20 protein-coding genes are annotated in these 25014 nt (G+C 69.6%); 9 read left to right on the top strand and 11 right to left on the bottom strand.

The window, feature by feature from the left end; all coding sequences use genetic code 11:
- Positions 1 to 57: 57 nt before the first annotated feature.
- The 3 genes from EDD92_RS10400 to metH all read right to left on the bottom strand — a co-directional run bounded on the left by EDD92_RS10400 (position 58) and on the right by metH (position 6540).
- A complete protein-coding gene (locus EDD92_RS10400) occupies positions 58 to 1662 on the bottom strand; it encodes an ABC transporter substrate-binding protein (protein ID WP_123964025.1) in 1605 nt (534 codons plus the stop codon).
- Positions 1663 to 2125: 463 nt separating this feature from the next.
- Positions 2126 to 2821: an HAD family phosphatase gene (locus tag EDD92_RS10410; RefSeq protein ID WP_123964027.1), complete on the bottom strand. Its 696-nt coding sequence runs from the start codon at positions 2819 to 2821 to the stop codon at positions 2126 to 2128.
- 197 nt (positions 2822 to 3018) lie between these two features.
- Positions 3019 to 6540 carry a methionine synthase gene (gene metH, locus EDD92_RS10415; RefSeq protein ID WP_123964028.1) on the bottom strand — a complete coding sequence of 1174 codons (3522 nt, stop codon included), beginning with the start codon at positions 6538 to 6540 and terminating at the stop codon, positions 3019 to 3021.
- 295 nt (positions 6541 to 6835) lie between these two features.
- On the opposite strand from metH, the gene EDD92_RS10420 reads away from it, so the two are divergent.
- The 6 genes from EDD92_RS10420 to EDD92_RS10450 all read left to right on the top strand — a co-directional run bounded on the left by EDD92_RS10420 (position 6836) and on the right by EDD92_RS10450 (position 14394).
- Positions 6836 to 7600: an IclR family transcriptional regulator gene (locus tag EDD92_RS10420; RefSeq protein ID WP_123964029.1), complete on the top strand. Its 765-nt coding sequence runs from the start codon at positions 6836 to 6838 to the stop codon at positions 7598 to 7600.
- A 387-nt stretch (positions 7601 to 7987) separates the two neighbouring features.
- Complete coding sequence (locus EDD92_RS10425) at positions 7988 to 8788, top strand: MIP/aquaporin family protein (RefSeq protein WP_123964030.1); 801 nt, start codon at positions 7988 to 7990, stop codon at positions 8786 to 8788.
- Between the two features lie 80 nt (positions 8789 to 8868).
- The gene (gene glpK / locus EDD92_RS10430; RefSeq protein ID WP_123964031.1) at positions 8869 to 10410 is read left to right on the top strand and encodes a glycerol kinase GlpK; all 1542 of its coding nucleotides are present in this window, start codon (positions 8869 to 8871) and stop codon (positions 10408 to 10410) included.
- A 52-nt stretch (positions 10411 to 10462) separates the two neighbouring features.
- Positions 10463 to 12079 carry a glycerol-3-phosphate dehydrogenase/oxidase gene (locus EDD92_RS10435; protein WP_123964032.1) on the top strand — a complete coding sequence of 539 codons (1617 nt, stop codon included), beginning with the start codon at positions 10463 to 10465 and terminating at the stop codon, positions 12077 to 12079.
- A 500-nt stretch (positions 12080 to 12579) separates the two neighbouring features.
- The gene (locus tag EDD92_RS10445) at positions 12580 to 13251 is read left to right on the top strand and encodes a FadR/GntR family transcriptional regulator (protein WP_123964033.1); all 672 of its coding nucleotides are present in this window, start codon (positions 12580 to 12582) and stop codon (positions 13249 to 13251) included.
- 162 nt (positions 13252 to 13413) lie between these two features.
- Positions 13414 to 14394, top strand: coding sequence for a PAC2 family protein (locus tag EDD92_RS10450; protein WP_030947617.1), 981 nt, complete (start codon positions 13414 to 13416; stop codon positions 14392 to 14394).
- Between the two features lie 44 nt (positions 14395 to 14438).
- On the opposite strand, the gene EDD92_RS10455 is transcribed toward EDD92_RS10450, so the two are convergent.
- Complete coding sequence (locus EDD92_RS10455; protein WP_123964034.1) at positions 14439 to 15395, bottom strand: superoxide dismutase; 957 nt, start codon at positions 15393 to 15395, stop codon at positions 14439 to 14441.
- Between the two features lie 255 nt (positions 15396 to 15650).
- Here EDD92_RS10455 and EDD92_RS10460 point away from each other — a divergent pair, with 255 nt between their 5' ends.
- On the top strand, positions 15651 to 17372 hold the full coding sequence (locus EDD92_RS10460) for a S8 family peptidase (RefSeq protein WP_123964035.1): 1722 nt from the start codon (positions 15651 to 15653) through the stop codon (positions 17370 to 17372).
- A gap of 13 nt (positions 17373 to 17385) precedes the next feature.
- Here the strand turns inward: EDD92_RS10460 and EDD92_RS51020 are convergent, their stop codons facing one another.
- A complete protein-coding gene (locus EDD92_RS51020; protein WP_260326456.1) occupies positions 17386 to 17775 on the bottom strand; it encodes a hypothetical protein in 390 nt (129 codons plus the stop codon).
- Here EDD92_RS51020 and EDD92_RS51025 point away from each other — a divergent pair.
- Positions 17764 to 18063: a hypothetical protein gene (locus tag EDD92_RS51025; protein ID WP_260326457.1), complete on the top strand. Its 300-nt coding sequence runs from the start codon at positions 17764 to 17766 to the stop codon at positions 18061 to 18063. The two genes, EDD92_RS51020 and EDD92_RS51025, sit on opposite strands and share 12 nt — an antisense overlap.
- A gap of 126 nt (positions 18064 to 18189) precedes the next feature.
- Here the strand turns inward: EDD92_RS51025 and mshC are convergent, their stop codons facing one another.
- From mshC to EDD92_RS10485, 4 genes are all read right to left on the bottom strand, one after another.
- Entirely contained in the window at positions 18190 to 19419 is a 1230-nt protein-coding gene (mshC, locus tag EDD92_RS10470) for a cysteine--1-D-myo-inosityl 2-amino-2-deoxy-alpha-D-glucopyranoside ligase (RefSeq protein WP_123964037.1), read from the bottom strand.
- A 201-nt stretch (positions 19420 to 19620) separates the two neighbouring features.
- The gene (locus EDD92_RS10475) at positions 19621 to 20451 is read right to left on the bottom strand and encodes an SCO1664 family protein (protein WP_123964038.1); all 831 of its coding nucleotides are present in this window, start codon (positions 20449 to 20451) and stop codon (positions 19621 to 19623) included.
- Positions 20415 to 21005, bottom strand: a complete 591-nt coding sequence (locus tag EDD92_RS10480) for a DUF3090 domain-containing protein (protein ID WP_123964039.1) — start codon at positions 21003 to 21005, stop codon at positions 20415 to 20417. Before EDD92_RS10480 ends, EDD92_RS10475 begins: the two co-directional genes overlap by 37 nt.
- A gap of 110 nt (positions 21006 to 21115) precedes the next feature.
- Positions 21116 to 21802: a histidine phosphatase family protein gene (locus EDD92_RS10485; RefSeq protein ID WP_123964040.1), complete on the bottom strand. Its 687-nt coding sequence runs from the start codon at positions 21800 to 21802 to the stop codon at positions 21116 to 21118.
- Positions 21803 to 21864: 62 nt separating this feature from the next.
- Between EDD92_RS10485 and corA the strand changes: the two genes are divergently transcribed.
- Complete coding sequence (gene corA, locus EDD92_RS10490; RefSeq protein ID WP_185123981.1) at positions 21865 to 22863, top strand: magnesium/cobalt transporter CorA; 999 nt, start codon at positions 21865 to 21867, stop codon at positions 22861 to 22863.
- A gap of 1 nt (position 22864) precedes the next feature.
- Here corA and EDD92_RS10495 read toward each other — a convergent pair whose 3' ends face one another.
- Positions 22865 to 23653: a ferritin-like domain-containing protein gene (locus EDD92_RS10495; RefSeq protein WP_123964041.1), complete on the bottom strand. Its 789-nt coding sequence runs from the start codon at positions 23651 to 23653 to the stop codon at positions 22865 to 22867.
- 265 nt (positions 23654 to 23918) lie between these two features.
- Entirely contained in the window at positions 23919 to 24974 is a 1056-nt protein-coding gene (locus EDD92_RS10500) for an LLM class F420-dependent oxidoreductase (protein WP_123964042.1), read from the bottom strand.
- Between the last annotated feature and the right edge of the window lie 40 nt (positions 24975 to 25014).

Below are 25014 nucleotides of genomic sequence, written 5' to 3' on the forward strand. Positions count from 1 at the left end.
TCTCGTCGGGTTCGGAACCCCGGGGCCACACTCCCCGGGCCCCGGGCACGAGAGAGATCAGCCGCTCACGCCACGGCCGAGCTCCCACAGCTGAAGGGTCGAGGAGGAGTTGAGCGCGTACGCGGTCCCCGTGACGTCGCCGCGGGCGGCGACGTACTGCTTGCCCTGCCACAGCGGCAGGATCGGGACGTCGTCGGCGACGATGTCCTGGATCTCGGTCAGGTTGGAGGAGGCCGCGATGCGGTCGGCCTCGCGGCGGGACGCCGGGATCAGCGTGTTGATGATCTTGCTGTTGTGGTAGGGCAACTTGAGGAAGTTGTCCGTGTCGAGGAACGGCGCCAGGTAGTTGTCGGCGTCCGGGAAGTCCGGGAACCAGCCCATGCCCCACACGTCGTACTGGCCCTTGCGCTCGGCCGGGACGAACGTCGACCAGGGCGAGCCCTTGATGGTGACGTCGAACAGTCCGCTGTCGTTGAGCTGCTTCTGAAGGACCTCGAACTCCTTCTTCGTGGCCGAGCCGTAGTGGTCGGTCGTGTAGTGCAGCGTCAGCTTGACCGGGGTGCTGATGTCGGCGGCGGTCAGCAGGGCCTTGGCCTTGGCGGTGCTCGGGTCGCCGTACTTGTTGAAGAACGAGTTGGAGTGGCCGGTGATGCTCGCCGGAACCAGCGAGTAGAGCGGCTCGGCCTGGGTGCCGTACACCTTGGCGACGACCTCGCCGCGGTTGATCAGCTGGGCCATGGCCTGGCGGACGGCCTTGTTCTTCACGGTCGGCGCGTTGGTGTTGAAGGCGAGGTAGCGGATCTCCAGACCCGCCATCTCGACCAGGTCCTCGTTGGTGTCCGTACCGGCGGACAGCTTCTGGATCTGCTCCGGCGCCATGCTGCGGGTCATGACGTCGATGTCACCCTTGTCCAGGGCCTTGCCCATCGCGTCGGCGTCCGCGTAGGAGACCATGTCGACCTTGGAGTTGTTCACCTTCAGCGTCCCCTTGTAGTTGGGGTTCTTGGTGAACGTGGCCTTGACGATCTCGTCGTTCTTGACGTCGGCCGAGAGGGTGTACGGGCCGGATCCGTCGACGTCGAAGCCGTCACGCAGCTTGTTCTTCTCGTAGTCGTCGGGGTTGATGATGCCCGCGACCGGAGTCGACAGCTTGTACGGGAAGGTGGCGTCCGCGGTCTTGAGGTGGAAGATGACCTGGTTGTCGCCCTGCGTCTCGACGGTGTCGATGGTGTTCAGCAGGGCGGAGACGCCGGAGTCGGCCTTGATGGCGCGGGCGCGGTCGATGGAGTACTTCACGTCGGCCGCGGTGATCTTGTTGCCGTTGGAGAACTTCAGGCCGTCACGCAGGGTGCAGGCGTAGCGCTCGTTGCCCGAGTCGGTGAAGCCGCAGCTCTGCGCGGCCTCGGGCACGGGGTCGCCCTCGCCCTTCGGCTGGATCATCAGGGTCTGCACGGTCTGGCGCAGGATGTTCCAGGTGCCGACGTCGTACGCGTACGCCGGATCGAGCGGCGCGGGTGCGTCCTTCGTGGCGGTGAACCGGTCCGTGGTGCCGACGGCGATCGCGTCCCCGCTGCTGCCGCTGCTGTCGGAACTGCCACACGCGGCGAGCACGGGCGCGAGCAGGCCGACCACGGCCGGCAGCACCAAAGTCTTGCGGTTCATGCTCGTGTTTCTCCAGAGCTGTTCAGGTCCGTGTATCCGGCATGCAGGGGTGTCGCGGCGGATCACGGGGGTAGAGGTGATGGTTCTCGCGTCGAGGTTAGTCCGCACCAGCACGGCGGTTCGCAGTCACCGGAGTTGAGCCCCCATCACGCAGCGAAACCGGCTGCGGACAGACCGAAAACCCGACCCGGGAAGGATTCGTGCAGCGTTCCATCAATCGGGACACAAGGGCACGTCCTCGCACTCCGAAAAGGGGCGAAGAGCACAGCCTGTACGGCCTGTCGAGGCCCGCATGAGTGGGGAACCTCACATCCCCCACGGCAGGGATCGGTCCCGGAATTCGGCCATCCACCGCTCTTCGAATTCCCTCGCACACCAGCCCTGGGAATTCATGTCCTATCGGCGCTGCACGCTGGGTGAACGCTCAGCGCATTTCCGTCATCGAGTGGCGATCAGAAGGCGATCAGCGGGTGATCAGTCCGCGCAGAAATGCCAGGTCGACGTCTTCGAGGGAGGTCACGACCGTGCGCCGGGCGGCGGGTGCGATGGGGGCCACGGAGGGCACGGCGACCACGTGGCAGCCCGCTGCCTCGGCCGACGCGACACCGGTGGCGGTGTCCTCGACGACCGCGCATCTGGCCGGGTCCACGCCGAGTCCGGCGGCCGCGGTCAGATACGGGTCAGGGTGCGGCTTGGTGCGCGGCACCTCGTCGCCGGCCACCGACAGGGCGAAGTGCTGGGGGCCGAGCGAGGTGAGCACACGGTCGATGATGCGCCGGTGGGAGGCGGAGACCAGGGCGGTGGGGATCTCGTACTCGGAGAGTTCGGCGAGCAGCCTGGCGGCGCCCGGCATCAGCGGCAGGGCGCGGTCGATGCGGTCCTCGAAGCCCTCGTTGAGCAGCACCGTGAGCTCGGCGAGGGCGATGTCGGCGCCGGTGGCCTCGATCAGGAACCCTGCGCTGCGGGTCATGGGTCCGCCGACCACGACATGGCGCCAGGTGTCGTCGAGGGTGTGGCCGAGGCCGGCGAAGACCTCGACCTCGACGTCCCACCAGAACCCCTCGGTGTCCACGAGGGTTCCGTCCATGTCGAGGAGCACGGCCTGCAGGGCTGAGCCTTCGGCCGTACGGGTTCCGAGCGCGGGGACCGTACTGGTCATCCTGGCGCACCTCCTTGAGGGGCGAGCAGGCCGGTTCCCGGGTGGGGAACCGGCCTGCTGTGGACCGACCAGTGTACGACTGTCGCGGCCGAAGCGCCTCGTTTATCCGGCGTGGTCCGGGGCACATCGTGTATACCGCCGGGGGCCGCTCTGAGGTGCGCCGATGTGCCGTCGGGAGGGTTTTCCCGACGGACTTCTCAGCGGGCGTTGAAGTACTTCGCCTCGGGGTGGTGGATCACGATCGCGTCGGTGGACTGCTCCGGGTGGAGCTGGAACTCCTCGGACAGGTGCACGCCGATGCGCTCCGGCTGGAGCAGGTCGGCGATCTTGGCGCGGTCCTCCAGGTCGGGGCAGGCGCCGTAGCCGAGGGAGAAGCGGGCGCCGCGGTACTTCAGCGCGAACATGTCCTCGATCTCGGCGGGATCCTCTCCGGCGAAGCCCAGCTCCGATCGCACCCGCGCGTGCCAGTACTCGGCGAGCGCCTCCGCCAACTGCACGGACAGGCCGTGCAGTTCGAGGTAGTCGCGGTAGGCGTTGGCCTCGAACATGCGGGCCGTCTCCTCGCCGATCCGCGAGCCGACGGTGACGACCTGCAGGCCGACGACGTCGGTCTCCCCCGCCTCCTCCGGCCGGAAGAAGTCCGCGAGGCACAGGCGGCGGCCGCGGCGCTGGCGCGGGAAGGTGAAGCGGGTGCGCTCGTTGCCCTGCTCGTCCAGGATGATCAGGTCGTCGTCCTTGGAGACGCACGGGAAGTAGCCGTAGACCACGGCCGCTTCCAGCAGGTTGTCGGTCTGGAGCCGGTCCAGCAGGCCGCGCAGCCGGGGCCGGCCCTCGGTGTCGACGAGCTCCTCGTACGTCGGTCCCTCACCGGTGCGGGCCTGCTTCAGCCCCCACTGGCCCTTGAACAGCGCGCCCTCGTCCAGCCAGCTCGCGTACTCCTTGAGCTGGATGCCCTTGATGACGCGGGTGCCCCAGAAGGGCGGGGTGGGGAGGGGGTTGTCGGTGGCGACGTCGGAGCGGACGTGGCCCTCCTGCGGGCGTTCCTCGACCTCGGCGGAGGCCGTCGCCCGGACCCGGCGCTGCTTGAGTTCCGGCAGCTTGGCGCCGGGCACGCCGCGCTTGACGCCGATCAGCGCGTCCATCAGCCGCAGGCCCTCGAACGCATCGCGGGCGTAGCGGACCTCGCCCTGGTAGATCTCGTGCAGGTCCTGCTCCACGTACGCGCGGGTGAGGGCCGCACCGCCGAGGATGACCGGGAAGTCGGCCGCCAGGCCGCGCTGGTTGAGCTCCTCCAGGTTCTCCTTCATGATCACCGTGGACTTCACCAGCAGCCCGGACATGCCGATGACGTCGGCGCGGTGTTCCTCGGCGGCCTCCAGGATCGCCGAGACCGGCTGCTTGATGCCGAGGTTGACGACGTTGTAGCCGTTGTTCGACAAGATGATGTCGACGAGGTTCTTGCCGATGTCGTGCACATCCCCGCGCACGGTGGCCAGCACGATGGTGCCCTTGCCGGCCTCGTCGCCCTCGACCTTCTCCATGTGCGGTTCGAGGTGGGCGACGGCCGTCTTCATCACCTCCGCGGACTGCAGCACGAACGGCAGCTGCATCTGCCCGGAACCGAACAGCTCACCGACGACCTTCATGCCGTCCAGCAGCGTCTCGTTGACGATGTCCAGGGCCTTGCGGGTCTCCAGCGCCGCGTCGAGATCGGCCTCCAGACCGTTCTTCTCACCATCGATGATGCGCCGCTTGAGACGCTCCTCCAGCGGCAGCGCGGCCAGCTCCTCCGCCTTGCCCGCCTTCAGCGACTTCGCCGTGGCGCCCTCGAACAGCGCCATCAGCTTCTGCAGCGGATCGTAGCCCTCGGCCCGCCGGTCGTAGATCAGATCCAGGGCCGTCTGCACCTCCTCCTCGCTGAAGCGGGCGATCGGCAGGATCTTCGAGGCGTGGACGATCGCCGAGTCCAGGCCCGCCTTGACACACTCGTCCAGGAAGACCGAGTTGAGCAGCATGCGGGCGGCCGGGTTGAGACCGAAGGAGATGTTCGACAGACCCAGCGTGGTCTGCACGTCCGGGTGCCGGCGCTTGAGCTCGCGGATCGCCTCGATGGTGGCGATACCGTCCTTGCGCGACTCCTCCTGACCGGTGCAGATGGTGAAGGTCAGGGTGTCGATGAGGATGTCCGACTCGTGGATGCCCCAGTTGCCGGTCAGGTCGTCGATGAGCCGTTCGGCGATGGCGACCTTGTGCTCGGGGGTGCGGGCCTGGCCCTCCTCGTCGATGGTCAGCGCAATCAGCGCCGCGCCGTGCTCCTGGGCGAGCTTGGTGACCTTCGCAAAACGGGACTCCGGGCCGTCGCCGTCCTCGTAGTTGACGGAGTTGATGACCGCCCGGCCGCCGAGCTTCTCCAGCCCCGCCCGCAGGACATCGACCTCGGTGGAGTCCAGCACGATCGGCAGCGTCGAGGCGGTCGCGAAGCGGCCCGCCAGCTCCTCCATGTCCGCCACGCCGTCCCGGCCGACATAGTCCACGCACAAATCCAGCATGTGCGCGCCCTCGCGGATCTGGTCACGGGCCATCTCCACACAATCGTCCCAGCGGCCGGCCAGCATGGCCTCACGGAACTTCTTCGACCCGTTGGCGTTCGTGCGCTCACCGATCGCCAGATACGCGGTGTCCTGACGGAACGGCACACTCTGATACAGGGAGGCAGCCCCCGGCTCGGGCTGCGGGTCACGCTCGCCCGGGGCGAGCGTCCGCACCCGCTCGACGACCTGCCGCAGATGCTCCGGAGTCGTGCCGCAACAGCCCCCGATCAGGGAGAGCCCGTAGTCGAGGACGAAGTTCTCCTGCGCATCCGCCAGCCCCTCGGGCCCCAGCGGGAAGTGCGCGCCGTCCTTGGTGAGCACCGGCAGGCCCGCATTCGGCATGCACAGCAGCGGAATACGGGAATGCCGGGTCAGATAGCGCAGATGCTCACTCATCTCGGCCGGCCCGGTCGAGCAGTTCAGGCCGATCATGTCGATGCCCAGCGGCTCCAGCGCCGTCAGCGCGGCACCAATCTCCGAGCCCAGCAGCATGGTGCCGGTCGTCTCGAACGCCATCGACACCAGCAACGGCACATCCGAACCGGTCGCCTCCATCGCCCGGCGGGCACCGAGCACCGACGCCTTCGTCTGCAACAAGTCCTGCGTGGTCTCCACGATCAGGGCATCCGCACCACCCGCGAGCAGGCCCTCGGCATTGGCCTGATAACCGTCACGGATCGTGGCGTAACCGACATGGCCGAGGGTCGGCAGCTTGGTGCCCGGGCCGATCGAACCCAGCACCCAGCGCGCACGGCCGTCACGGGCCGCGAACTCGTCCGCCACCTCACGGGCGATCCGGGCACCCGCCTCCGACAACTCGTGCACCCGCTCGGCGATCTCGTACTCCGCCGCGGCCGTGTGATTCGCACCGAAGGTGTTGGTCTCGACGCAGTCGACGTCCGCCGCGAAGTACTCCTCGTGGACGGAGCGCACGATGTCCGGCCGGGTGAGGTTGAGGATCTCGTTGCAGCCCTCGAGGTTCTCGAAGTCCTCGAGGGTGGGGTCCTGCGCCTGCAGCATGGTGCCCATCGCTCCGTCGGCGACCACCACCCGGGTGGCGAGCGCCTCGCGGAGCGCGGACACACGGGTCCGGCTGTCGGCGGAAGGGGTCAGTGGCGACGAGGCCATTAAGGGGCTCCCTTAGGTGCGACGGCTGTCGGCTTTGCGTCATTCCGGGAACTGCCCCCGGTAGGCGCACCTCGCCAGGGTAACCGGGGTCGGCCGGGGATGGTCAGGGGCGTCCACGGGGCGGACGAGGATGACGGGCAGGTCACTCCCGGGATACCAGTGACTCAACAGAACACGACGGATGCGGACCGACCATTAGCGGGAGGTCGGCATCGACCGGTAGTGTTCGACATTGCCGAACAGCGGCAGCGACGTCGCTACGTCGACGGTCGAAGGGGACGGAGGCAGTACGGCGATGGCACGGAACATCCAGTCGCTCGAACGGGCGGCCGCGATGCTGCGGCTGCTCGCGGGCGGCGAGCGACGGCTCGGCCTCTCGGACATCGCCTCGTCACTGGGCCTCGCCAAGGGCACCGCCCACGGGATTCTGCGCACCCTCCAGCAGGAGGGTTTCGTCGAGCAGGACGACGCCTCCGGGCGCTATCAGCTGGGCGCCGAACTGCTGCGCCTGGGCACCACCTATCTCGACGTGCACGAGCTGCGGGCGCGCGCCCTGGTGTGGACGGACGACCTGGCCCGGTCCAGCGGGGAGAGTGTGTATCTCGGTGTCCTGCACCAGCAGGGCGTACTGATCGTGCACCATGTCTTCCGGCCCGACGACAGCCGTCAAGTGCTGGAGATAGGGGCCATGCAGCCCCTGCACTCCACGGCCCTGGGCAAGGTCCTGTCGGCGTACGACCCGGTCGCGCACAGCGAGGCGATCGAGGCCGACCGCAAGCCCTTCACCGACCGCACCGTGTGCGAGCTGGAGGACTTCGAGCACATCCTCGACATGTCACGCGCGCGTGGCTACGCGGCCGACGTCGAGGAGACCTGGGAGGGCGTCGCGTCCGTCGCCGCGCCGATCCACGACCGGCGGCGGATGCCGGTGGGCGCGGTGGGCATCACGGGCGCCGTGGAGCGGCTGTGCCGGGACGGTGAGCTGCGCCCGGAGCTGATCGCCGCGGTGCGGGACTGCGCCCGTGCGGTGTCGCGGGACCTGGGCGCCGGGCGGTTCTGAGAGGCGTAGCGGGACGCAGGAGAAGGCCGGGATGCCGGGTGGCGTCCCGGCCTCTGTCGTGCCCGGGGACGACCGGGCGAACCGCCCGGTCGGTACGCGCGGTGCTTGTTACCCGGCCGTACGCAGTCGTACGCATCTGACCTGCAAGATCGACTGTTCACAGCCGATCGATAACGATCGCATTTTCGCCAACACAGGCCTTGACGCACACCTGACGCCGGAGCAAGACTCCCGTCCATCGGTCGGCATTGTCGAACACCTACCGGCAATACGCGCTAGAGTGTGACAACGCCAAGGGCCGGTATTCGCTCTCACCCCCGAGGGCAGCTCGAACTCCCGGAGGGACCCGGGGTTCGGTCCCCTGGACGAAGGACAAAGGAGTCGCGGGTGTCCAGCTCCGACATCTTCATCGGCGAGACCATCGGTACCGCCATACTCATCCTGCTCGGCGGCGGCGTCTGCGCCGCCGTGACGCTGAAGGCCTCCAAGGCCCGTAACGCCGGCTGGCTGGCCATCACCTTCGGGTGGGGCTTCGCGGTACTCACGGCGGTCTACACCTCGGCACCGCTCTCCGGTGCCCACCTGAACCCTGCCGTGACGCTCGCGCTCGCGCTCAAGAAGGACGGCATCGACTGGAGCGACGTCCCGGTCTACTGGGGCGGGCAGCTGCTCGGCGCCATGATCGGTGCGGCCCTGGTCTGGGTCGCCTACTACGGCCAGTTCCACGCGCACCTCACCGACAAGGAGATCGTCGGTGGTCCGGGCGCGCAGGCCACGGCTGCCAAGGCCGTCGAGGCGCAGGAGAAGGGCGCAGGCCCGGTCCTGGGCATCTTCTCCACCGGCCCCGAGGTCCGGGTCGCCTGGCAGAACGTCGCCACGGAGGTCATCGGCACCATCGTGCTGGTGCTCGCCGTTCTCACGCAGGGCCTCAACGACAGCGGCAAGGGCCTGGGCGTCCTGGGTGCCCTGATCACCTCGCTCGTCGTCGTCTCCATCGGTCTGTCCCTCGGCGGTCCGACCGGTTACGCGATCAACCCGGCCCGTGACCTCGGTCCGCGTGTCGTGCACGCCCTCCTGCCGCTGCCCAACAAGGGCGGTTCGGACTGGGGCTACGCCTGGGTCCCGGTCGTCGGTCCCCTGATCGGCGCCGCGCTCGCTGCAGGCATCTACAACGTCGCTTTTGCTTAAGAGCACCAGGTTCCACCGCACTTAAACAGCACCGCGCCGTACAGACAGCCCTCCCTTCCAAGGAACTTCAGGAGCACACAGTGACCGACGCCCACACCGCCGGCCCGTTCATCGCCGCGATCGACCAGGGCACCACCTCCAGCCGCTGCATCGTCTTCGACCGCGACGGACGTATCGTCTCCGTCGACCAGAAGGAGCACGAGCAGATCTTCCCGAAGCCGGGCTGGGTCGAGCACAACGCCAACGAGATCTGGACCAACGTCCAGGAAGTCGTCGCAGGAGCCATCCAGAAGGCCGGCATCACCCGCGACGACATCAAGGCCATCGGCATCACCAACCAGCGCGAGACCACGCTGCTCTGGGACAAGAACACCGGTGAGCCCGTCCACAACGCCATCGTCTGGCAGGACACCCGCACCGACGCCCTGTGCAAGGAGCTCGGGCGCAACGTCGGCCAGGACCGCTTCCGCCGCGAGACGGGCCTCCCCCTCGCCTCGTACTTCGCCGGCCCCAAGGCCCGCTGGCTGCTCGACAACGTCGAGGGGCTGCGTGAGCGCGCCGAGGCGGGCGACATCCTCTTCGGCACCATGGACACCTGGGTCATCTGGAACCTGACCGGTGGTGTCGACGGCGGCAAGCACTACACCGACGTCACCAACGCCTCCCGCACCATGCTGATGAACCTGCACACGCTGGAGTGGGACGAGAAGATCGCCGAGTCCATCGGCGTCCCGCTGGCGATGCTGCCGGAGATCCGCTCCTCCGCCGAGGTCTACGGCGAGATCAAGGGCGGCAAGCTGGGCGACCTGCTCGGCGGCATCCCGGTCGCCTCCGCGCTCGGCGACCAGCAGGCGGCCCTGTTCGGCCAGACCTGCTTCGCGGAGGGCGAGGCCAAGTCGACGTACGGCACCGGCACCTTCATGCTGCTGAACACCGGCGAGAAGATCATCAACTCGTACAGCGGCCTGCTGACCACCGTCGGCTACCGCATCGGCGACGACAAGCCGGTCTACGCCCTCGAGGGCTCCATCGCCGTCACCGGTTCGCTGGTGCAGTGGATGCGCGACCAGATGGGCCTGATCTCCACCGCCGCCGAGATCGAGACCCTCGCGCTCTCGGTCGAGGACAACGGCGGCGCCTACTTCGTGCCGGCCTTCTCCGGTCTGTTCGCCCCGTACTGGCGCTCCGACGCCCGCGGTGTGATCGCCGGCCTGACCCGCTACGTCACCAAGGCGCACCTCGCGCGCGCCGTCCTGGAGGCCACCGCCTGGCAGACCCGTGAGATCACGGACGCCATGACCAAGGACTCCGGCGTCGAGCTGGCGGCCCTCAAGGTCGACGGCGGTATGACCTCCAACAACCTGCTGATGCAGACCCTCTCGGACTTCCTGGACGCACCCGTGGTGCGCCCGATGGTCGCCGAGACGACCTGCCTCGGTGCCGCCTACGCCGCCGGTCTCGCCGTCGGCTTCTGGACCAGCACCGACGACCTGCGTGCCAACTGGCGCCGGGCCGCCGAGTGGACCCCCCGCATGGACGCGGACACCCGCGACCGTGAGTACAAGAGCTGGCTCAAGGCCGTCGAGCGGACGATGGGCTGGCTCGAGGACGAAGAGAGCTGACGAGGCCTCTGCACAGGCCCTCGCAAGCTCTGATGAGGAGTAAGAACCCGAAATGACCAGTCAGTCCACCCTGCAGTCCGTGCCTGCCCTCGGTACGCGCCCGGCCTCCGGCTCCAACCCGAGCCGCGCCGAGACCCGGGAGCAGCTCGCCAAGGCGTCGTACGACCTCCTCGTGATCGGCGGCGGCATCCTGGGCATCTCCACCGCCTGGCACGCCGCGCAGTCCGGCCTCAGGGTGGCTCTGGTCGACGCCGGCGACTTCGCCGGCGCCACCTCTTCCGCCTCCTCCAAGCTCCTCCACGGCGGTCTGCGCTATCTGCAGACCGGCGCGGTGAAGCTGGTGGCGGAGAACCACTTCGAGCGCCGTGCGGTGTCCCGCCAGGTGGCACCTCACCTGGCGAACCCGCTCACGTTCTACCTCCCCGTGTACAAGGGCGGGCCGCACGGCGCTGCGAAGCTCGGGGCGGGCGTCTTCGCCTACTCCGCGCTCTCCGCGTTCGGTGACGGCGTCGGCCACCTCCTGTCCCCCGCGAAGGCGGCGCAGGACGTGCCCGAGCTGCGCACCGAGAACCTCAAGGCCGTCGCCGTCTACGGCGACGACCAGATGAACGACGCGCGCATGGCGCTGATGACGGTCCGCGCGGCCGTCGAGGCGGGCGCGGTCGTCCTGAACCACGCCGAGGTGACCGGACTCCGGTTCACCAAGGGCCGGGTGACGGGTGCGGACCTGAAGGACCGTACGACGGGTGACGAGTTCGGCGTCAACGCCCGTCTGGTACTCAACGCGACCGGCCCCTGGGTCGACCACCTGCGTCGTATGGAGGACCCGAATGCCGCTCCGTCGATCCGGCTGTCGAAGGGCGCGCATCTGGTCCTGAAGCGCACCTCCCCGTGGAAGGCCGCGCTCGCCACCCCCATCGACAAGTACCGCATCACCTTCGCCCTCCCCTGGGAGGACATGCTGCTTCTCGGCACGACCGACGAGGAGTTCGAGGGCGACCCTGCGGATGTCGCGGTCACCGAGAAGGACATATCCCAGATCCTGGACGAGGCCGCGTTCTCGGTCCGGGACCAGCAGCTCAGCCGTGACCTGATCACGTACTCCTTCGCGGGTCTGCGGGTGCTGCCGGGCGGCCCCGGCGACACCGCGAAGGCCAAGCGCGAGACCGTGGTCACGGAGGGCCGTGGCGGGATGCTGTCCGTCGCGGGCGGCAAGTGGACGACCTTCCGGCACATCGGCCGTACGGTGATGCAGAAGCTGGAGGCGCTGCCGGGCGCTCCGCTGGGTGACGACTTCGAGCCCATCTCCTCGCTGCCGAAGAAGCTGCCGCTGCCGGGTGTCGCCAACCCGCGTGCGGTCGCCCACCGGCTGCTGGTCGACAACCCGGCGCCCGGTCCGCGGATGGCGGCCGACACCGCCAAGCACCTGGCCACGCACTACGGTTCGCTGTCCTTCGACATCGCCCGCCTCGCCAACGAGAACCCGGAGCTGGGCGAGCGTGTCCACCCCGACGCTCCGGAGATCTGGGCGCAGGTCGTCTACGCCCGGGACAACGAGTGGGCCGAGACGGCGGACGACGTGCTGCGCCGTCGTACGACGCTGACGATCCGCGGCCTGGCCACGGACGACGTCCGCGCCAAGGTCCAGGACCTGCTCGACAAGAAGTGACCTCGCGCCGGCCCCTTCCCTGACCAGGGCCGGCACGATCGGGGAACGGCCCCTCTCCCCTAGGGGGCCGGATCCGCGAGAGGGGCGACTCCGCGCCGACGGAGCCGCCCCTTTTGCCTGTGGTGCGTCGTGTGTCGTCTGCGGGTGTGTGGGGGCTGGTCGTGCCCACGCGGCGGAGCCGCAAGGGGCAATGCTGCACCTTCATGACACCGAGAACGCCACCAAGGCGAGCGGCGCCGAACAGTCCGTACGCATGGCGACGATCGAGGGGCGAGGGCGTATGCGGCGCATTCGGCGGGCGTACGGACACCGGTCGTGGACGGGCGGGAGACGATGCGGGACCGTGGGCGGGGGACCCTCGACGAGGGCGCCGTCCTCGCCGACCTGGAGATTCTCGCCCTGAGCTGAGCATTCGGCACTCCGTTCAGCCCACTGAACCCTCATAATGACTGAGACATCGGATGTCTGAACGACAGGTTTGAACAACAGGGAGGCCGCCCATGGCAGTCACCGACGAGGCGATCGAGAAGATCAAGGGGATGATCGTCTCCGGCGCGCTGCGCCCCGGCGACCGGCTGCCCAAGGAGAGCGAACTGGCCGCCGAGCTGGGACTGTCCCGCAACTCCCTGCGGGAGGCCGTGCGTGCCCTGTCGCTGATCCGGATCCTGGACGTACGGCAGGGCGACGGCACGTATGTGACCAGCCTCGATCCGCAGCTGCTGCTGGAGGCACTGAGCTTCGTCGTCGACTTCCACCGCGACGACACGGTGCTGGAGTTCCTGGCGGTGCGCCGCATCCTGGAGCCGGCCGCGACGGCGATGGCCGCCTCCAGGATCAGCGAGCAGCAACTGGACGCGCTGTCGGCCCAGTTGGAGAAGCTCGGGAACGCCCCCTCCGTGGAGGAACTGGTCGCCTGCGACCTCGACTTCCACCGGGGCATCGTGCAGAGCTCCGGCAACTCGGTGCTCTGCTCGCTGCTGGACGGCCTGTCGGGGCCGACCACCCGGGCCCGCATCTGGCGCGGCCTCACCCAGGAGGACGCGGTCAGCCGCACCCTGCACGAGCACCGCGCGATCCTGGCCGCCCTGCGCGACCGGGACGCGGAGGCCGCGCGCTCCTGGGCGACGGTGCACATCGCGAGCGTGGAGCAGTGGCTTCGCTCGACGCTCTGACCGGCTTCACGCGCGGGGGCCCGCGACGGCGATCATGGGTGTTCGAGGGCCCCGGACGGGGCAGTGATCCGTTCACTCCCCCGTGCAAGGGGGCTGCGGGCGCCCCCGCCGCACGCCGTAAGGTTGGGTGGTCAAGCGAGGGCACGTCGGAAGGAGGCCTGGGTGATCGAGCTCGAGGGGGTTCCCGAGCTGATCGACCCGGTCATGGTGGCCGCGTTCGAGGGCTGGAACGATGCCGGCGACGCCGCCTCCACCGCGGTCGCGCATCTGGACAGGGAGTGGAAGGGCGAGGTGTTCGCGGCGCTGGACGCCGAGGACTACTACGACTTCCAGGTGAACCGCCCCACGGTGTGGATGGACGGCGGCGTGCGCAAGATCACGTGGCCGACGACAAGGTTGTCGGTGGTCCGGGTCGGCGGCGAGAAGCCGCGCGATCTCGTACTCGTCCGCGGTATCGAACCGTCGATGCGGTGGCGCTCGTTCTGCAACGAGTTGCTGGGCTTCGCGCACGAACTGGGTGTGGAGCTGGTGGTGGTGCTGGGAGCCCTGCTGGGCGACACCCCGCACACCCGCCCGGTCCCGATCAGCGGCACCACGTCCGACTCGGACCTGGCGCAGCGCATGGACCTGGAGGAGACCAAGTACGAGGGCCCGACGGGCATCGTCGGTGTGCTGCAGGAGGCCTGTACGCACGCGGGCGTGCCGGCGGTGTCGCTGTGGGCGGCCGTGCCGCACTATGTGTCGCAGCCACCCAACCCCAAGGCGACGCTGGCCCTGCTCAACCGCCTGGAGGACCTGATCGACGTGCGCATCCCGCTGGGCGAACTGCCCGAGGACGCGCGCGCCTGGCAGGTCGGCGTGGACCAGCTGGCCGCCGAGGACAGCGAGGTCGCGGAGTACGTGCAGACGCTGGAGGAGGCCCGCGACACCGCGGAGCTGCCGGAGGCTTCGGGTGAGGCGATCGCCCGCGAGTTCGAGCGCTATCTGCGGCGCCGGGACGGCGGAGGTCCGTCGAGCGGCGGACACGCGACCGCGGACGGCAGCGACAGCACGTCGTATCTGCGGGACAACCCGAGCGGTCGTACGAAGCCGCCGAAGCCACCGAAGCCGGGTCCGGACGACGAGGAGTCGTCGGAGGAATGACCGGGTGAGGGCGGTGCGCAGGGAGCGCACCGCCCTCCTTGCGTCTATACCCGGTGCACGGCCACCGCGTCGTAGTCGGTGTCCGGCGTGGGCTGCTCGACGTCGAAGCGCGCGTTGGGCAGGTAGATGCGGTCGCCCCAGACCGCGGCCGTGGTCGGGATGCGGAAGCGCGGGTCGGTGATGCGGGCGATCGCGGTGCCCTTGGTGCCGGCCGCGTTCAGCCGGAACACGTCGATCGCGTTCTGCGCCTGCTGGACGGCGTAAAGGGTCCTGCCCAGCAGCAACAGGCCGTCGCCGTTGGGGAGTTTTGCGGTCCCCAGGTCGACGGCGCGGGCGGTGCCGCTGCGCGGGTCGACCCGCATCAGGCCGCCGCCGCCCGCGACGACGTTGACCACCAGCAGGGCGCTGCCGTCGGGAGTGCGCTCGATGCCGTTGGCGGTGAAGCCGTCCCCCTGCACCCAGTCGCCGCTCAGCGGCAGGTTCTCGACGGCGACCGGTGCGCCGTGCCGACCGAGAACCAGTTTGTAGAGCACGGCTTTGTACGTCTCCGTGAACCAGGCGGCGTCCGGTGTGAGGACCACGTCATTCACGAAGGTGCCGCCGACGGCATACACCTTCTCGATCTCGCCCGAGCGGGCATCGACCGTGCGCAGTTCGCCGCTGGCGCCGCCGCTGAGGAACAGCCTGCCGTGGCGGCCGATCTTCAGGCCGACGGTGGGGTGTTCGGCACCCAGGCCCTTGCTGATCACAGCGCCGCTGCCGGTGGCGAGGGCGGCACGGTAGATGTCCCCGTTGGCCAGGGAGCCGAAGTAGGCGAACGGGGCGGCGCCGATCGTGATGCCCTCGGGCTGGAAGCCGTTCGGGAGCGGGAACTGGGCGGGCCACGCGCCCTTGCGTGTTTCCGCCGCGTGGGCGGTGCCGCCGAGAAAGGCTGCTCCCGTGAGGGCGGCCGCGGTGGTGAGGAGTCTTCGACGTGCGAAGGAACGTGCTGCGGATACCACTGTGCGTCCTTCCGTCAAGGGGCCGAGCGAGTCGGCCGACCGGTCAACAGACGCTGTCACCCCATCACATGACAGTCGTCTCCGCAGCCTTTGGCCGGTTTGCTACGTGACCTCTATTTCAGGACGGATTGCACACGCTACCCAATTCAACTTGTTTTCAAACCGAGTTGGTGAAGACGGGGTGGACGGACCGCCGAGGGCGTGCTTGGTTGGGCAGCGATGGCGCACCCGCACGGACCGAAGGGAGCGGTACCGATGAGCGACCAGGTACAGCCGGCGCAAGGGCCGGGAACGTCCGGGCCGGGGCCCGACGGAGCGGGATTCACCTATCGAGGAGCCGAGCGGGAACTGATCGTCGTCGCCCGTCCCGAGGCCCGGCTGCGCGCCCAGGCCGAGGGCGTCCGCTCGGCGGCGGGAGCCGACGTATCGGCTCTCAACATGTTCCTCAGCGATGAACAGCTGGCCCTGGAGCCGCTGTTCGGCAGCGAGGAGCGGCTGCAGCAGTCCGCCTCGCCGAGCGACGGCAACGTGCCCGATCTCGCGATGTTCTACCGGGTGCGCGGCGGGGAGAGCCGCGCCGAGGAACTGCGCTCGCGGATCGCCGCGCTGCCGGGCGTCGAGACGGCGTACATCAAGCCTGGTGCCGTACCGGCGTCCTTGGCGGAGGAGAGCGGCCGGCTGAAGGAAGGGGCGCCCGTCACCCCCGACTTCAGCAGCCGGCAGGGCTATCTGCGCCCCGCGCCGGAGGGGATAGACGCCCACTGGGCCTGGCAGCGCCCCGGTGGGTCGGGTCAGGGGGTGACGGTCATCGACGTCGAGGGCGCCTGGCAGTTGGGCCATGAGGACCTGGCCGCCAAGCTGGCCGGCGTCGTGGTCGGCACCCCGCTGACCGATCTCGCCTGGCGCAACCACGGCACGGCCGTGATCGGCGTGATCGGCGGCGACCGCAACGAATACGGCGTCAACGGCATCGTGCCCGAGGCGGTGACCGCGGCCGCGTCCTTCCAGGGTATCGGCACGGCGGCCGCGATCCACGCGGCGGCCGACCGGCTCGGCCCCGGCGACGTCGTACTGATCGAACTGCACCGCCCCGGACCGCGGTTCGAGTACGCCGAGCGCGACGACCAGCGCGGCTATGTCGCCGTCGAGTGGTGGCCGGACGACTACGCGGCGATCCGGTACGCCACCGCCAAGGGCGTCCTCGTCGTCGAGGCGGCCGGCAACGGCGGGGAGTCGCTGGACGACGCGGTATACGAGCGCCGCCCGGACGAATTCCCCGAGTGGTGGCGCAACCCGTTCAACCCCTCCAACCAGTCCTCCGGAGCCGTCCTCGTCGGGGCGGGCGCACCGCCGCCCGGCACTCACGGCCGCGACCACGGCCCGGACCGCTCCAGGCTCGCGTTCTCCAATTACGGCGCCCGGCTGGACGCCCAGGGCTGGGGACGCGAGGTCACGACCACCGGCGGCTTCTGGGACAAGCCCGGCGATCTGCAGGGCGGGCCCGAGGAGATCGCCTGGTACACGGACACGTTCTCCGGGACCTCCTCCGCCTCCCCGGTGGTGGTCGGCGCCCTGGCCGCGCTGCAGGGCATGCTCAAGGCGGCCGCCCAGCAGCCGATGTCCCCGGAGCGGGCCCGCAAGGTGCTGCGGGCCACGGGCTCCCCGCAGCAGGACGCGCCGGGCCGACCCGCCTCGCAGCGGATCGGCAACCGGCCCGACATCAAGGCGGCGGTCACCCATCTGCTGCCGGAGGCGGTCGGCTCGGGCCAGGCCGAACGGTACTGGGACGAGCTGCTGCCGTACCCCCGTGAACTCCCGCCCAGGCTGAGGCTGTTCGTCGCCGGTGCCTGGCGGAACCTCAACCACCCGTCCCCGGAAATCCGCCAGGCGGTGCACTCCGCCTTCGCGGGGGGACGGCCCGACGTCCGAGTGTGGTTCTCGGACGACGAGATCGTCGGCCTGGTCGTCACGGGCTGACGCATCCCAACCATCAAGGGAAGGTGACACCCGCATGAGCACCACCCCGCAGATGAGCCAACTGGGACAACAGCAAGGCCAGCAGTTCCCGAGCACGTCGCCCTACCAGCAGCACCAGCAGCAGCCGTTCGGGCAGCAACAGGGCCACGGCCAGCAGCAGCCGTTCGGGCAGCAACAGGGCCACGGCCAGCAGCAGCCGTTCGGGCAGCAACAGGGCTACGGCCAGCAGCAGCCGTTCGGGCAGCAGCAGCCCATGGGTATGGGCGGCTCGCTGGAGCAGCTCCAGCAGCTCGGCCAGCAGCAGCCCTTCCAGCAGCTGCTTCAGCAGCTCGGCCAGCAGCAGCACATGGGTCAGCAGCAGATGAGCCCGCAGCAACAGGCCGAGCAGCAGGTGCAGCAGCACCTCCACCAGATCGCCCAGGCCGCCGCGCAGCACGCCCAGCAGCAGGTGCAGGCTCAGGTGCTGCAGGCCGGCGTCGCGGACGGCTACATCGACGTCGTCCAGCCGCTGCCCGGGCAGCCCAGCCTCATCGCGCTGCGCATCAACGGCCAGCTGAGGATCTTCGCCAACCCGAACGCCCAGACCCACGACCAGGTCCAGGAGGCCTTCGCGTTCGGCCACCAGGTCGTCGGCATCTGGGACTCCGGCTCACCGCAGGTCCTGCGCAGCATCCAGATCCGCAGGATCTGATCCACAGGTCTGATCCACAGGTCTGATCCACAGGTCTGATCCACACGGTCCGACCCGCGCGAAGTGACACGAGGGGCGCTTCCTCCACGGAGGAAGCGCCCCTTTCCTGTGCCTTGCCGGCTTCGGCTACAGGGCCACGCCCAGCAGAGCGTCCACTGCCCGCGACACGACACCGGGTGCGCCGATGTCCGTACCGCCCTCGGTGTCCTGCTGTGCGGCCCAGCGGTCGACCGCGGTGAGCGCGGCCGGGGCGTCCAGGTCGTTCGCGAGAGCCTCGCGGATCTCCTCGACCAGGGCCTCCGCGGGCGGCCCGTCGGGCCGGGAGACGGCGGCGCGCCACCGCCCGAGCCGGGCCACGGCGTCCTGCAGCACCTGGTCGGTCCACTCCCAGTCGGCCCGGTAGTGGTGGGCGAGCAGCGTCAGCCGGATCGCGGCCGGGTCCACCCCGTCGCGGCGCAGCTTGGACACGAAGACCAGGTTGCCCTTGGACTTGGACATCTTCTCGCCGTCGAGGGCGACCATGCCGGCGTGGACGTACGCCTTGGCCATGGGGAACTCGCCGGTCAGCACCTGGGCGTGCGAGGCGCCCATCTCGTGGTGCGGGAAGGCGAGGTCGGAGCCGCCGCCCTGGACGTCGAAGGTCATGCCGAGGTGGTCCAGGGCGATGGCGACGCACTCGATGTGCCAGCCGGGGCGGCCCCGGCCGAGCGAACCGCCGTCCCAGCTGGGTTCGCCCTCGCGGGCGGCCATCCACAGCATCGGGTCGAGCGGGTTCTTCTTGCCCGGCCGGTCCGGGTCGCCGCCGCGCTCGGCGGACAGCAGCCGCATGGCGGCGGCGTCCAGGCCGGACACCTTGCCGAAGTTGGGGTCGGACTCGACGGAGAAGTAGATGTCGCCGTCGAGTTCGTAGGCGGCGCCCGCGTCCCGCAGCCGCTCGACGAGCGGCACGATGCCGGGTATCGCCTCGACGGCGCCTATGTAGTGCTGCGGCGGCAGCATCCGCAGTGCGGTCATGTCCTCGCGGAAGAGGGCCGTCTCCTTCTCGGCGAGGGCCACCCAGTCGATGCCGTCACGGTGCGCCCGCTCCAGCAGCGGATCGTCCACGTCGGTGACGTTCTGGACGTACTGAACCTGCCGCTTGGTGTCGAGCCACACGCGCTGAACGAGGTCGAACGCGTTGTAGGTCGCCGCGTGACCCATGTGGGTCGCGTCGTACGGCGTGATGCCGCAGACGTAGATACGGGCGACGGGACCGGGGTCGAGGGAGACCAGACCGCCGGTCGCGGTGTCGTGGATCCTCAGGTCGCGGCCCTGACCAGGCAGGGCGGGGACCTCGGAAGCGGGCCAGGCATGCATGTCATGAGCCTAACCGGACGGAAGTTCCGTATACGAACCGGACCGGGCCGGATGGCCGGTAAGGCGCTCTTGCGCGATATCGCTCCGCTGGGGTACGGGAATACACCGCGGGCCGGTGGGGGTTGATCGCGCCCACGCGGCGGAGCCGCATATCGATACAGCCCCGCGCCCCTTAAGGGCGCGGTGCCGACCGGTGCCTGGCTACACCGGCGGCCAGGGAATCGCCGGCCACTCGCCGCTCGGCTCCGGATGCGTCCCCGTCTCCAGGAGTGCGGCGACACGCGCGCGCGTGGCGTCGAGTTCGGCGGTGGTGATCAGCCCGGACAGCCGCGTGGCCAGCGCTGCTTCGGCGCTCAGGGACTCCTGGAGGGCCTTGAGGACCTCGACCGCCCCCGGGTCCAGCGGCTCTCCCGCCCACCCCCACAGCAGCGTCCTGAGCTTGTTCTCGGTGTTGAAGGTCACCCCGTGGTCGATCGCGTACAACCGGCCGTCGGCCGTGGGCAGCAGATGGCCGCCCTTGCGGTCCGCGTTGTTGATCACGGCGTCGAGCACGGCGAGCCGGCGCAGCCGCTCGTCGTCGGCGTGCACCAGCAGCGCCGTCTTCCCGTCGCCGACCTCGGCGAAGCCGATCGCCTTCCAGCCTGCCTCCGGCTCCTCACCGTCGACCAGGGCGAGCAGCTCGGCCTCGGGGCTCACCTCGATCCACAGCTGGACCATGCCCTCGCCGTACGGCCCCTCCCGCAGCACGGTGGGCGGGACGAGCCCCCAGCCGGTCGCCTCGGAGACCTCGTAGGCTGCCACCTCGCGCCGGGCGAGATTGCCGTCGGGGAAGTCCCACAGGGGCCGCTCACCGGCGACGGGCTTGTAGATGCAGGACGCTTCCCGGCCCTCGTGGGAGATCGTGCAGTACAGCGCCGCGTTGGACGCCTCGCGGATACGGCCGCGCACGGTGAGCTCGCCGTGCGTGAGCAGGTCGGCGAGCGGCTCGTCGGTCGTCACGCTCCGCGGCGGTATCCGTTCTGGCGCGGACATACGTGTCCTTCCGGGTCGAGCGGGAGGCTGCACAGCGGGCACGGCGGCCGCCCGGCGTTGACGACGTCGAGGGCGCGCTTGGCGAAGGCTCGCGCCTGCGCGCCGGTCAGCCGGACCCGCAGCATCGGGGGCCCGTTCTCCTCGTCCTGGAGCAGGCGCTCCTCCGCCTCGGCGAGGTCCTCCTCGGAGTCGGCGTCGAGCTCCACGAGGGCCTGCGCCTCGACGATCATGCGCTGTTCCTCGCCGTCCCAGGCAAGGGCCATGGTGCCGACCCGGAACTCCTCCTCGACGGGGGTGTCCAGCGGATCGGTGTCGGAGATCTCGGTGGAGGCCACGGCCGGGACGGCGGCGCTGCCGCCACTGCGCCGTACGACCTCGTCGAGCAGTTCGTCCATGCGCTCGGCCAGGGCGGCGACCTGGGTCTTCTCCAGGGCCACGCTGGTCACGCGGGGGCCCGCGGTGGCCTGGAGGAAGAACGTACGGCGTCCGGGCATACCGACCGTACCGGCCACGAAGCGGTCCGGGGGGTCGTAGAGGAACACCTGACGGGACACGTCCTGTCTCCTGGAATCGTGGATCGACATCGGACCGGATGACCGCACGGCCTGCTGGTGCGGACGGGTGCGGCGCTACTGCGACCGCTTCACCCTACTGCGCCCGACGATCACGGTGCGCCCGCACCGCCCCCGACCGTGGCGTCGTCGGCCGGGGGTTCCTCGCGCGGCGCCAGCGAGGCGAAATCGCCGGTGTCACCGAGCCGTACGAGAAACGGCCTCAGCCGTGTGTAACGGATCGCGGTGATGGAACACGGTTCAACGGAAATCCTCTGGAACAGGTCGAGATGAAGTCCGAGTGCATCCGCGACGAGCGACTTGATGATGTCGCCGTGCGAGCACATGACGTAGACGGCGTCGGCGCCGTGGTCGCGCTCCACGCGCGCGTTCCATTCTCGTACGGCTTCGGCGGCGCGGGTCTGCATCGCACGCATCGATTCACCGCCGGGGAACGCGGCGGCCGACGGGTGCGCCTGCACGACCTCCATCAGCGGCTCGTCCCCCAGCTCGGCGAGCTTGCGGCCGGACCAGTCGCCGTAGTGGGCCTCCCCGATCCGCTCGTCGGTGTGCGCGGTCAGCTCGGGGCGGGCGTCAAGGAGCGGCCGGATCGTCTCCTGGCAGCGCTGCAGCGGGCTGCTGACGACCTCGGAGATCGGCAGCCCGGCGAGCCGCGCGGGCAGTGCGGCGGCCTGTGCGGCGCCGCGCTCGTCGAGAGCGACACCGGGCGTCCAGCCGGCGAGCACCCCCTCGGTGTTGGCGGTGGAACGTCCGTGCCGGACCAGGATCAGCGTGGGCATGCGGCCAAGGGTAGGCATACGCCGGGGTGCATCGGCGGGCCCGGGGCGGGAGAATACGCTCCGTGATCGTCGACTGCGCCATCTACCGGGACGGGCGTCGCACGGAGGGGCCCGCGGACTTCTCGCACGCCCTGGCGCAGTGCCGTCGCGGCGGTGACGCCTTCGTCTGGATCGGCCTGTACGAGCCGACGGAGAAGGAGTTCGACCGCGTCTCGGAGGAGTTCGGACTGCATCCGCTGGCCGTCGAGGACGCCCTGAACGCGCATCAGCGGCCCAAGCTGGAGGTGTACGACGACTCGCTGTTCATGGTCCTCAAGCCGGTCGGGTACGAGGCGAAGAGCGACATCGTCACCTCCGGGGAGGTCATGGTCTTCGTCGGCGACTCGTTCGTGGTGACCGTGCGGCACGGTGAGGAGGCTCCCCTCGCGGCCGTGCGGCACCGGCTGGAGGAGGAGCCCGAAATGCTCCGGCACGGGCCCACCGCGGTGCTGTACTCGATCGCCGACGCGGTGGTCGACCACTACGTGGAGGTGGTCCGCGAGCTGGGCACCGACCTGGAGGAGCTGGAGGCGGAGGTGTTCTCGCCGACCGGCGGCGGCTCGCGGCACACGGCGTCCCGCATCTACGCCTTCAAACGGCAGATCCTGGAGTTCCGCAGGGCCACGGGCCCGCTGTCGCAGCCGCTGGCCCGGCTGGCGGGTGGCGGCGTCTTCAGCGCCCGGGTGCCCTTCGTGCACGAGAAGGCGCAGCCCTTCTTCCGGGACGTGAGCGACCACCTCACGCGCGTGAACGAGTCGGTGGAGGGCCTGGACCGGCTGGTCTCGGACGTGCTGTCGGCGCATCTCGCGCAGATGAGCGTGCGGCAGAACGACGACATGCGGAAGATCTCCGCGTGGGCGGCCATGGCGGCGGTCCCCACGATGATCGCGGGGGTCTACGGGATGAACTTCAGGCACATGCCGGAGCTGCGCTGGGGGTGGTCGTACCCGGCGGTGATCCTGGCGATGGCCGCCCTGGAGGTGCTGCTGTACCGCCTCTTCAAGCACCGGGGATGGCTGTAGCTCACGCGAACCCGGGTGCCGTCGTGGCGGGTCCGCCCAGTGCGTCACGGCGCTCGGGCATCCGCAGGCTCACCATGCGCCGCCAGCCCGCGCACCGCTCGTACGCGTAGACGGCGTGGATGCCGGCGGCGAGCAGCGCCGACTTGGCTCTCGGCCAGCCGAGGATGCGCCCCATGTGGTCCATGACGGCGAGGCTGACGTCCCGGTAGATGCGGATCTCCGCGAGCGCGCACTCCCGCAGCGTGCGCTGGATGGCGCGGCCGTGTCCGGCGTACGCGAAGCGCAGCAACTCCTCGTGGCAGTAGGCCAGATGGTTGTCCTCGTCGTCGGAGATCATCCGTACCGCGCGGCCGATGTCGGGGTGGTCGGCGAAGTGCCGGCGCAGGAGTTCCATCTGCTCGGAGGCGCGCTGCTCGGTGACCCGGCTGTGGGACAGGTAGGCGACGATGTCCTGCACGGTGAGCGGCTCGTCGCTCTTGAGCTTCTCGTGGGGGAGACCGATGCCGTTCTTCTCCAGGAGCATCGTGTAGTCGGTCTCGGGCGGTACGGGGACGGGTTCGAGACCGCGCTTCTTCATCAGGGCGTTGAAGATCCGCCCGTGCTTGTCCTCGTCGGCGCCGTGCCGGGTGATCTTGGAGGCGAGGGCGCGTTCGCTGTTCGGGACGAGCGCGGCGATCCGCCCGTTCTCCCAGCCACCCTGGGACTCCCCGCTGGCCGCGATGGAGCAGAACAGGGCGAACGACTCGTCGTCCTCGAGGATCTCCTGGAAAAGACTCCTGGCCGAAAGCATCGTGGGCACCTCTCTGCCGGTCTCTGTCCTGCCGGTCCCCGCCGGATTCCGGAGAGTTCCGCAAAGAACGAGTCAAATGCGGCGCCAGAGGTGCTGCAACAGCTGTGTCGGACGACTCCGCCAAAAGGAGGACCGAAGGGGTCGGTTCGGAGGCGTAACCGAGCGCGCCCGGGCGCGTTGTTCCCCGTGACGGCCGTGGCGGGGAAGACCCCCGAGCCCCCACCACGGCCGCAGAAACCTCTCCCCTGCCGCCCCGGACCGTGCGTTACGCCAGTCCGGCGCGCTCCAGGGCTTCGGTGCCGGCGCGGAGCGAGGCGATGCGCTCCTCCAGCGTGAAGCCGGCCGGGTTGAGGCTCAGGGTGGTGACTCCTGCCGCCGCGTACTCCTTCATCCGGTCCGCGATGCGGTCCACGGAACCGAGCAGCGCCGTCTTGTCGATCAGGTCGTGCGGGATCGCGGCCGCGGCGCCCTGCTTGTCGCCGGACAGGTACTTCTCCTGGACCTCTGCGGCCGCCGCCTCGAACCCCATGCGCTGGGCGAGCTGGTTGTAGAAGTTCTGCTTGGCGCTGCCCATGCCGCCGACGTACAGCGCGGTGTAGGGACGGAACGCGTCGGCGAGGGTGGCCACGTCCTTGTCCTCGCCCACGGAGAGCGGGAGCGTCGGGCAGACGTCGAAGCCGTCGAGGGTCTTGCCGGCCTTCTCCCGTCCGGCGCGCAGGTGTTTGATCGTGGTCTCCTCGAGGTGCTCGGCCGAGGGGAAGATCAGCAGGGCGCCGTCGGCGATCTCACCGGTCTGCTCGAGGTTCTTCGGGCCGATCGCGGCGATGTACAGCGGGATGTGCTCGCGCTCGGGGTGCACGGTCAGCTTGAGCGGCTTGCCCGGGCCGCCGGGCAGCGGCAGCGTCCAGTGCTCGCCCTCGAACGAGAGCCGCTCGCGCGTCATCGCCTTGCGCACGATCTCGACGTACTCACGCGTGCGCGCCAGCGGCTTGTCGAACTTGACGCCGTACCAGCCCTCGGAGACCTGCGGGCCGGAGACGCCGAGGCCGAGGCGGAAGCGGCCGCCGGAGAGCGAGTCGAGGGTGGCGGCGGTCATCGCGGTCATCGCCGGCTGGCGGGCCGGGATCTGGAAGATGGCCGACCCGACGTCGATCCGCTCGGTCTGGGCGGCGACCCAGCTGAGTACGGTGGCCGCGTCCGAACCGTAGGCCTCGGCGGCCCAGCACACGGCGTACCCGAGCCGGTCGGCCTCCTTGGCGACCTCCAGGTTGTCCGCGTCCATTCCGGCACCCCAGTAGCCGAGGTTGATCCCGAGCTGCATGCGCCTGCCCCTTACCGATCAGTAACGTCCCTGTTCGGCA

The organism is Streptomyces sp. TLI_185 (genome assembly GCF_003814765.1).
Lineage (GTDB): Bacteria > Actinomycetota > Actinomycetes > Streptomycetales > Streptomycetaceae > Streptomyces.